Annotated in this window: 8 protein-coding genes; 7 read left to right on the top strand and 1 reads right to left on the bottom strand. The window is 36.5% G+C overall.

Annotation, left to right across the window (positions count from 1 at the left end):
* Positions 1–135: 135 nt before the first annotated feature.
* The 3 genes from AN619_RS13415 to AN619_RS13405 are packed head-to-tail and all read left to right on the top strand — an operon-like array spanning position 136 to position 2,184.
* Positions 136–510, top strand: a complete 375-nt coding sequence (locus AN619_RS13415; protein WP_068557772.1) for a helix-turn-helix domain-containing protein — start codon at positions 136–138, stop codon at positions 508–510.
* A 13-nt stretch (positions 511–523) separates the two neighbouring features.
* Positions 524–1,318: an ImmA/IrrE family metallo-endopeptidase gene (locus AN619_RS13410; RefSeq protein WP_068557770.1), complete on the top strand. Its 795-nt coding sequence runs from the start codon at positions 524–526 to the stop codon at positions 1,316–1,318.
* The gene (locus AN619_RS13405) at positions 1,315–2,184 is read left to right on the top strand and encodes a hypothetical protein (RefSeq protein WP_068557768.1); all 870 of its coding nucleotides are present in this window, start codon (positions 1,315–1,317) and stop codon (positions 2,182–2,184) included. The genes AN619_RS13410 and AN619_RS13405 overlap by 4 nt, the downstream gene beginning before the upstream one ends.
* Positions 2,185–2,251: 67 nt before the next feature.
* Here the strand turns inward: AN619_RS13405 and AN619_RS13400 are convergent, their stop codons facing one another.
* A complete protein-coding gene (locus tag AN619_RS13400) occupies positions 2,252–2,443 on the bottom strand; it encodes a hypothetical protein (RefSeq protein WP_014253649.1) in 192 nt (63 codons plus the stop codon).
* Positions 2,444–2,801: 358 nt separating this feature from the next.
* On the opposite strand from AN619_RS13400, the gene AN619_RS13395 reads away from it, so the two are divergent.
* From AN619_RS13395 to AN619_RS13380, 4 genes are read left to right on the top strand one after another with little or no spacing between them, the layout of a single operon-like run.
* Positions 2,802–3,647, top strand: a complete 846-nt coding sequence (locus AN619_RS13395; protein WP_068557766.1) for a heteromeric transposase endonuclease subunit TnsA — start codon at positions 2,802–2,804, stop codon at positions 3,645–3,647.
* Complete coding sequence (locus tag AN619_RS13390) at positions 3,644–5,809, top strand: Mu transposase C-terminal domain-containing protein (RefSeq protein ID WP_068557764.1); 2,166 nt, start codon at positions 3,644–3,646, stop codon at positions 5,807–5,809. The genes AN619_RS13395 and AN619_RS13390 overlap by 4 nt, the downstream gene beginning before the upstream one ends.
* A complete protein-coding gene (locus tag AN619_RS13385; protein WP_068557762.1) occupies positions 5,802–7,457 on the top strand; it encodes an ATP-binding protein in 1,656 nt (551 codons plus the stop codon). The genes AN619_RS13390 and AN619_RS13385 overlap by 8 nt, the downstream gene beginning before the upstream one ends.
* A gap of 6 nt (positions 7,458–7,463) precedes the next feature.
* The gene (locus AN619_RS13380) at positions 7,464–9,338 is read left to right on the top strand and encodes a TnsD family Tn7-like transposition protein (RefSeq protein WP_068557760.1); all 1,875 of its coding nucleotides are present in this window, start codon (positions 7,464–7,466) and stop codon (positions 9,336–9,338) included.
* The last annotated feature ends 292 nt before the right edge of the window (positions 9,339–9,630 follow it).

Below are 9,630 nucleotides of genomic sequence, written 5' to 3'. Positions count from 1 at the left end.
CAGGTCACCCTTGCCCATCCAGTTTTATACATAAATGAGCATTATATCCATGTGGCAAGTTTTGAGAAATGTGAAATTCTAAGAAAAAGCAAGCAATTAAGAGAATTCGTTAGATTATAGAGGGAGGTGTAAAAAATGAGCATGGAATTATTATTCGAAAATCGAAAACTAATCGGTAAAAATATATTAAATATCATTAAAGACAATGGATATACAAAGTCTTCCTTCTCAAGACTTACCAATATTTCAAGACCTACTTTAGATAAATTAATCAAAGGAGAAGTCGACAGCCTTGCGACATTTAAAACTCATGTTCGAAAAATCTTGGAAACACAGGGCATGGATGGAGAACAATTACTTAACTATGTTCCAAAGTATAATACAAAAAAGGAACTTGTTTTTGCTCTGTCTGACAATGCTCCAGAGAATCATGTCCTGAAACCTAATGCTCAAGAGATGTTTGGTATTCTAGAAGATATAGTTCATATGTGCGAACTGTATTACAATTAAGAAGGTGCAGATTATGTCGGAATTAATAACGAGTAATAATCTTGAGCAGGTTATTGAAAAAAATAACCTGATTAAAGATGATATATTAAGATTAACAAATGATTTTACAGTCAGATTTAATAAGTCGAGGGTAACGGGACAGGATAAACTGTCTTTTTCGGTATTAAAAGAGAAGCATTTAATCCAGATTCCTATTGATGATGAGTATTGGGGCGGGGCTATTATTACAAAGGGAAGTATTAAAATACCAGTTATCAATACAGCACAGCCCCGTGTCTACCAATATTTTGTTGCATGGCATGAAATATATCATTTGTTCTATGACCTCAGTTTAATGGATGAGACCCATAATATTGCTGTTGATATGGATTTGAATGAGAGAAGAGCAGATTATTTTGCTGCAAAAATGATTTTTGGCAATGTGTACGACTACTACTATTCACTAGATGATGAAAATTTTATTGACAGAGTTATAAAATGCATGGATGTATATAAGGCACCATATAAGGCAGTACTGATAGAACTATTTGAAGAAGCCGTTACAAAATATAATGATTTGGATTTAAAAGAAAAAATTCTTGAGCATTTTGATAATAAACCTGAGAACTTAGTGCAAAAATTTATAGATTTGGAATTGGATGCAGAGTTAGTGAAACCCTCATATGTTGTAAGTTTAGGTGGGTTGGAGAAGAAAATACAAATTGTTATGAAAGAAAACCCAGATGTCTCCCATCATAAAGATAATTATCAGTTTCTGCTCACGCTAAAGAATAAAATTAAAAAAGGAGTGGAGGGACTTGCCAAATGAAAGGAGAAGGCATAAAAGAATTAAAAAAATACCTTTCCACGGCCATGTCTCTCAAAGTTTGCATCCTGGATAATAACTCTGTTGAATTTTTGACATGGGTACGCAAGAACGTCAGCCCTGAAAAGATATTTAGCCAGTATGACATTATTCTTATCCCCCAATGGGTATGGACTGAGGTTTGTGATAGCGAAAATAGAAAAAGTTACATAAATGATTTAAAACATTATTCGAAGGTCCAAATTATAGATGAAGTTGATTATTTAACATTGGTGGATTACAAAGAAGCAGAATTATACTATCTGTTCCTGTACTGCTGTTACAATGTGAGCAGGCTTGTTAGTTTTATCAAGAAAAACATCTTAAAAAATAGGCCTATAGAGGATTTAGACCCTTATGAGGAATGGCTTAGCGTGTTTTATGAAGAGGGACTAGACCAAAGAAAACTTTCAAACGGAAGAATTCAGAAGAAGAATGCAGGAGAGATATCTATTGCCGTTTTAAGTTATATCCTTTCCTATTATTACAGTGGAAGCATTGATATTATAACTATCTTCAGCAGTGACAGGGATACCTATGAATTTGTTTCTAAGGCTAAAGAAATGCTTTATAGAGATGAGCGATTTAAAGACAGGAGCAATACTTCCATAACTTTCAAATCGAATGACTTTTTGATTTATGAATGGACAAGGCTTGGGTATATAAACGAAGAAAATATTGATGCTTTTGTGGACAGTTACAGGCAGACGAGGAGAATAAAATTTACGAGAAAAAAACAGGATAATTCAATTGAGGAGCAAGACAAATTGATAGATAATGCAGCATTTTTAGAAATGTTAAAGGACAGCACGATACATTTAATCTTTTGAATATACTGGACTATAGTAAAAAGGTTTTAGTAGATTTTAAGCCTACCAAAACCTTTTTCTTATTGCTTTAATATTTCTTATCTTTTTTAAAGTATGATTGAACCTTTACGGTAAAAGAAAGAAGCATAATAAGGAATATACCTTGCAGGGAGCCTGCAATAAAGCGGATAAACATATTTTCTGTAATAATGGTAAATGGTAACAAAAACATGCTCATGAGAATTACCAGTTTTATAGTCAAAAAAACACTATGCCTCATAAAATACCTCCTTATGTTGGTTACACAGAATTTTATCCGACTACTGCATATTATTTCAAGTCAGATTTTACGTTTAAAATAAAGTCGGTCCATGATATAATGGAAATAGGTTCAAGGGAAATGGACTAAGTGCCATTGACACAGTCACCTAATAAAGGTGTCCAACTGTAGTCAGTGGCATTTTTGTTTTTCAGGGAATAGGCGAATAAGGGAAAAGGGATAAGAGTTTTATTATAAAAAAGGTTTTAGAGGCAAGGGGTAAGGGACTTAAGGAAGTGGTGGATGAATTACATTGCAATATCATTCTCCTTTGTTCCGTAATCCTTTATACTTAATTCCTAACTCAGGAGGTATCTGCATGGCTAAACGGAAAATAGATTGGGATGAAAATAAATTAAAAAAATGGATACAGGAAGGAAGAGGACAGGGGGAAGGCAAGGATTACAAGCCCTGGCTTACTGTACAGGATTTTCCAAGCAAAGGCAGGGTATCACGTGTATTTGGATGGAAAACAAAAAGAATTCATCATTTTTTTACGGATTCGGAGACACGATATTTTTACCTGTTGGAATGGGAGGATGATGTTTTAGATATCAGGGAACATTACCCCTTGTTTCATTGTGAAGAAGTAATACAAAACAAGGCTGGTTTAAATTTTGATTTATTTAAAGACAAAGATACAGGAACGCCATACATTTTATCCACATCATTTTTAATAACCTTGAAAAAACCAAATGGCAAAATAGCATATGTTGCCAGAAGTCTTAAAGCAGATTATGAACTTGAGCGGAAGACAGCATTAGAAAGGCTGGAAATAGAGAGGAGATACTGGCAGAGCCAAAATATTGATTGGGGAATAGTAACGCAAAAAGAGATTCCAGTGGTTAAAGCAAAGAATATAGAATGGGTTCACTCATCCTTATATCCTGCTGATGAAAGAGGATTTACAGATGAAGAGGTTGACTATTACTGCAATGCTTTTGTTGAAAAATTGGCAGGGAACAGTACTTCGATTAGAAATTTCACTACCCAATTTGACAGGTTGTTTAATTTAGATACAGGGTCAGGGGTGTACATATTCAAGCGTTTAATTGCCCTTAAAAGGATAATGGTGGACATGAATAAAAAAATCGACCTTAATGATTCGACCCAAAGTATAGAAATTATAAAGCAGAGTTTACCAGAAAGGGTGAGAATACTATGATAGCAGTAAATACACTAATCAAATGGGGACAGGATAATGATAAAGAAAGTGTAGAAAGGATTTTGTGGCTTGATAGGCAGCAAAACCTTGCATATGTTATAAACATATATTCAAATGAAAGTCCTTTCCCAAGATGTATATCTGATATTGAAGAATGCATTAAGCAGGGGATTGCAGGTTTATTGGATAGCGACCCATTTGTTAAGGTTGTTGATGAAGGAGAATTATCAGAGAAATCAAAAGAAATACGGGATAGAGCATGGGAAGTAATTAAGGAACTGGTTACGCTTGAGCCTGTGATTTTTTATAAGAAAGAACGGAGAGAACTTGTTTTAAAAGCATCGTCTATTTATAACTTACATGAAAAAACTGTTTCAAACTACCTTAAACGATTCTGGAAGAGAGGGAAAATAAAGAACGCTTTGCTTCCGGACTACTATTTATGTGGAGGTCCGGGTAAAGAAAGACGGGCAGGAGACAAAAAGCGTGGGCGCAGACGAAAAAATGCGGAACTGGTGGGTGAGGGAATCAATGTAGATGAAGAAGTAAAAAAGATATTTAATATCGCTATCAATAAATACTATCATACAGGCGCCAAAAATTCCCTTAAACTTGCATATGAACTGATGAGAAAAGAATTCTTCAGCGATGAATTCAGGATAGAAAACGGCATAAGAGTTCCTGTAATAAAACCCATAGGAGAGGTGCCTACATATGCCCAATTCCGTTACTGGTATTATAAGAATATCAATTTAAAAAAGCAAATTTCATCCAGACAAAGCAGTAAAAAATATGAGCAGCAGTATAGACCACTTTTAGGCAATACAACTTCCGAAGCAATTGCGCCAGGAAGTATCTATCAGATTGATGCAACTGTAGGTGACATTTATCTTGTGAGCCGTTATAACAGGAACTGGATAATTGGAAGACCGGTAATTTACGGGGTTATAGATGTTTTCAGCAGGATGGTTGTTGGTATTTATGTTGGCTTAGAGGGGCCAAGTTGGATAGGGGCTATGATGGCTCTTGCAAATGCAGCGTCCGACAAAGTTGCCTTTTGCAAGGAGTATGGAATAGATATTGAAGAAAAGGACTGGCCTGTCCATCACTTGCCAGAGGCTATTCTGGCGGACAGAGGGGAACTTGAAGGCAAGAATGTTGAAAACCTTATTAATGCTCTACATGTAAAGATACAGAATACTCCCCCATATCGGGCAGACTGGAAAGCAGTTATTGAACAGCATTTAAGAATTACTAATATAAGGGTAAAACCGCTTTTGCCTGGTACTGTTGACCCTGATGTGAGAGAGCGTGGCGACAGGGATTACAGGTTGGATGCCAAATTGGATATATACCAGTTTACACAGATAATCATAAAATGTGCCCTGTACCATAATAACCAGTACCATCTTAAAAACTATGACAGGGAAGAGATGATGGTTGCTGATGAAGTAGAATGTATTCCACGGGAAATATGGAACTGGGGGATTGCAAACTGTGCGGGAAAATTGCGGAGTGTACCAGAGGATATCGTTAAACTAAATCTTATGCCCTCAGATGCAGCAACTGTAACGGCAAAGGGGATAAAATTCAAAGGCTTGTATTATGCTTCACCAAAAACTCTTAAGGAGAGATGGTTTGAAAAGGCGAGAAATAAAGGAACATGGAAGATTGATGTTTCCTATGACCCCCGCAATATGAACTTTATTTATATCAAGGAGCAAAATGGCATGGACTTCGAGAAATGTTTTCTCCTGGAACACCAGGATAGGTATAAAGATAAAAATCTTGAGGAAATTCAATACCTTCTTGAAGAGGAGAAACTTCAAATAAAAATTGCAGAAGATAAGGAACTGCAGGCAAAGGTTGATTTAATTACTGAAATCGAAAGTATTGCAAAAGAGGCAGAAAAATCTTTTAAAGAAGAAAAATCAAATGAAAGCGATTCGAAGCGCAAAAAAGGGATTAGAAACAACAGGAGATTAGAAAAGATGTTAAACAGGGAGAAGGAAGCCTTCGAACTGGATAAAAAAGAAACAGGAAGTAATGCAGCAGTTATACCGTTTAGCAGGGCAGAGCAGGAGGAAGAGGTGGACGAGAATGATACGATAAGCCTTTTGATAAGAAAACAAAAGGAGGCTTTGAAAAAAATCCATGAATAAAGTAATAATACCTAACGGTGCTAATGCTGTAGTTGCAGAATACAAGGAACAGTTGATACCTGAATATAGCGGGAATCCATTTATTGAAGCACTACCACCGGTTTACTCTAAGGAAGAGGTAGTGGAGAAACTATCTCTATATCCCCGCTATAATCCAGAGGAAAGACGATTGGATGACCACTACCGCATTCATATGGTACAGCGGTTGTTCCAGTGCTTTCAGCCGTTGAGTATTCATCTTGACCTTGAAAGCAGGATAAGCCGGGTTATAAGGCAGGGATACCTGGCACGTAACCCATATAAACCTTCCTATGCTGAAAGCCTACAAGACGGATATAAGGCTATACAAAGCATGAAATGGGAGTTAAGCAGCAACGCATCCTTCAGGACTACTGCATCGGGATTTACTATTATAGGTGTAAGTGGAATGGGTAAGACAACTGCTATCAACCGTGTATTATCTCTTTATCCCCAGATAATTGTACATTCAGAATATAATAATACCAATTTTAGTATGTACCAACTGGTTTGGCTTAAGTTGGACTGTCCTTTTGATGGTTCCTTGAAAGGCCTGTGTATCGAGTTCTTCCATAAGGTAGATGACTTGTTAGGTACAGACTATCATAAGAAATTTGGGGTAGGCAGGAATACGGTAGATACTATGCTCTCCGTTATGTCTCAGATAGCCAGAAATACAGCCTTAGGCGTATTGGTCATAGACGAGATTCAGCATTTAAATGGGGCGAAAAGCGGTGGGGATGAGAAGATGCTTAACTTTTTTGTCACCCTTGTCAATACCATTGGTGTACCTGTCTTACTTATCGGTACCACAAAAGCATTATCGGTTTTACAATCGGAATTTCGTCAGGCAAGGCGCGGCAGCGGTCAGGGAGATATGGTTTGGGAGAGGTTGAGCAAAGATAAAAGTTGGGATTTGCTAATCAATGCACTTTGGGACTATCAGTGGACCAAAAAGGAAGTACCATTAACACCGGAATTAAATGATGTTCTCTATGAGGAGTCACAAGGCATCATAGACATTGCAGTAAAACTTTATGCGATGTCACAAATACGGGCTATTCTTTCAGGGAGAGAGGATATCACTGCAAATCTGATTAGGCAGGTTGCAAAAGATAATTTGAAATTGGTCCGCCCCATGCTGGAAGCCTTAAAATCAGGAAACATTAAAGAAATCGCCAAGTATGAGGATATTTGTACTGTAGACATTGATTTTCTGGGATTTGTGGACAAAAGCAAACAATCATTAGACTGGGATATGAGGATGAAGATGCTCCAAAGGCAGCAGAAGGAAAAAGAAAAAGAAGTGAACCTTTCCAGGAAAAAACAGGCGATTTTAAAATTATTAGACTTAAATATTGATGCGAAAAAGGCTCAAAAAGCAGTAGAGCAGGTTCTCGATGGTGAAGAAAGTCTTGAAGTTTCGGAGATTGTAATAAAAGCAGTACAGATGTTATCAACCAATGATAAACCAAAGCGAAAAGAAAAGAGTAAACCAAATAAGATGGATGAAAATGATATAAGGTTTATTGTAGAGGAAGGCAGGAAAAATAAAAAATCAGCCTATGAATCATTAAAAGAAAAAGGACTTATTAAGCAAGTGGAAAATGATTTTTTCAAGGCGGTGTAGCACATAATGATGACGTTTTTCCCTGTGCCTTATGAGGATGAAGTATTATACAGCATTCTTGCAAGATACCATGTGCGGAGTGGGAATACAAGTTATAAGGCAACAATGAGAGACCTTTTCGGTTCAACTTCCGTAACAGCGGTGATGGACCTGCCTTCCAATATACAGAACCTTGTTAATAATATGCCCCTTAATTCCCGATATACAGAAGAATATCTCATAAAAAGCCATACGCTTTTTCCATTCTATTCTGCCTTCTTGCCTCCTGAGCGTGCAGAACAAGTTTTTGAATCAATGAAAGGGGAAAATGGAGGAAGCATATATAGCCGGACTGGAATTATGGCCAGTTCCATTGTATTAAACCAATATTTTAAGTTCTGCCCTGTTTGTGTTAAGGAAGATAAATTGCGATATGGAGAATTATACTGGCATAGAGTTCATCAAATCCCTGGCGTACTGATATGTCCAAAACATCATGTTCCTTTATATGACAGCCAGGTGCCTGTCAGGGGATATAACAAACACGAATATAAGGCTGCTGGCGAAGAGAACTGTGTAGAACCCGGTATTGCTGTAATATACTCTGATGATGTTTTTGAAAAACTGATTAGGCTTGCAAAGGATGCTCAGGTTTTACTTAACAGCGATTTTGAAAAGAGAAATATAGAATGGTATAAAAAGCAGTATCTTGCAAAGATGATGGAAATGGGATTTGCAACTTCAAACGGAAAAGTGCATCAAAAGGAGTTTATAAAAGAGTTTATTCATTATTATGGTGAAGAATTTTTAGAAATTGTTCAGTCCAGGGTTGATGTAGATAACGATTCAAATTGGCTAATGGATATGATAAGGAAGAAAAACAAGACTGCTCATCCTATCAGACATTTGCTTTTGGCTAGATTTCTTGGGATTACAATTGACAATTTATTTAATAAGAAACTGGAATATAAGCCTTTTGGGGATGGACCGTGGCCTTGTCTGAATGCAGCGGCAGACCATTATCTGAAACCAGTTGTTTTTGATTTAAAGGTCTCACACAGTACAGATTCAAAATGTCCTGTTGGGACTTTTTCATGTACTTGCGGTTTTGTTTATACCAGAAGTGGGCCAGATGAGTCTGAGGATGCAAGATATAGACTTGGAAGGATAAAAAGGTTTGGGCAAGTATGGGAGGAGAGGCTCAAAGAATTAGTAGACCTAAAGTTAAGTTTAAGAGAAACAGCAAGGTTACTAGGAGTAGACCCTAATACAGTTAAGAAGTATGCTAAGAAACTTGGACTAACTACTTACTGGGAAAAGCGGGATGAGGTCGATAGTGTATATGATAATGATGGGAATATTTATTCTTCAATGAGTTTAGACAAGGATTACTACAGAGAAAAGTGGAAGGAATTAAGAAAGCAATATCCAGAAATGGGAAAAACGCAATTACGGCAGATTGATAAGGCTTTGTTTGCCTGGCTTTATAGAAATGACAGGGAATGGTTGAACCAGAATTCGCCTGATAGAAAAGCGGCTAATGCTGTAAACAGCAGAGTTGATTGGAATCAAAGAGATAATGAGATATTATCTCAGATAAAAGGAATAGTTGATAAGATGCTGAATTCGGATGAAAAGCCTGAAAGAATTACCATTAGTCTAATTGGCAGTAAATTGGGCATAAGAGGCTTGCTTGAAAAGCATTTAGATAAACTTCCAAAGACAAAAGCATACCTGGATTCTGTTAAAGAGACTAATCACGACTTCAGGTTAAGGAGGATTCGATGGGCAGTTAAGGAATTAGAGAAAGAAGGAGAAGAACTGCAATTATGGAAGATAATGAGGAAGGCGGGGATAAGAGATGAATATAAATTTGAATTTAGCAAAAGGGATGTAGAGTAAATAGTTACAAAAGTAATGAACATGATTATATACTGGTAAGTTGTGCTATTATTTTGTGGCTGGAATTATGAATTCTGAAAGAAAAGCAGGAAAATAAAGGTTAATGACGAAATGTTAATTATATGGTAGTACAATGTAAAATATATGGTGTTAGATGAAAAAAGAACACCACTTTACAAGTAATGTAGTGATTTAAAAATAATTCCATAAAATAACAAAATCAGACACCTAAATCCTAGGAATACTAATCTTATGACAAACCAACACCCTAGGAGGCGTCTGATATGATTAG

This window comes from Thermotalea metallivorans (genome assembly GCF_001562415.1).
Classification (GTDB): Bacteria; Bacillota; Clostridia; order Peptostreptococcales; family Thermotaleaceae; genus Thermotalea; species Thermotalea metallivorans.
The sequence above is the reverse complement of the archived record's forward strand: the minus strand, read 5'-3'. Positions and strand labels throughout refer to the sequence as shown.

Coding starts and splice junctions, on each gene's coding strand:
- AN619_RS13385 (WP_068557762.1), top strand. CDS start 5,802: ATGAATAAAGTAATAATACCTAACGGTGCTAATGCTGTAGTTGCAGAA.
- AN619_RS13395 (WP_068557766.1), top strand. CDS start 2,802: ATGGCTAAACGGAAAATAGATTGGGATGAAAATAAATTAAAAAAATGG.
- AN619_RS13410 (WP_068557770.1), top strand. CDS start 524: ATGTCGGAATTAATAACGAGTAATAATCTTGAGCAGGTTATTGAAAAA.
- AN619_RS13405 (WP_068557768.1), top strand. CDS start 1,315: ATGAAAGGAGAAGGCATAAAAGAATTAAAAAAATACCTTTCCACGGCC.
- AN619_RS13415 (WP_068557772.1), top strand. CDS start 136: ATGAGCATGGAATTATTATTCGAAAATCGAAAACTAATCGGTAAAAAT.
- AN619_RS13390 (WP_068557764.1), top strand. CDS start 3,644: ATGATAGCAGTAAATACACTAATCAAATGGGGACAGGATAATGATAAA.
- AN619_RS13400 (WP_014253649.1), bottom strand. CDS start 2,443: ATGAGGCATAGTGTTTTTTTGACTATAAAACTGGTAATTCTCATGAGC.
- AN619_RS13380 (WP_068557760.1), top strand. CDS start 7,464: ATGATGACGTTTTTCCCTGTGCCTTATGAGGATGAAGTATTATACAGC.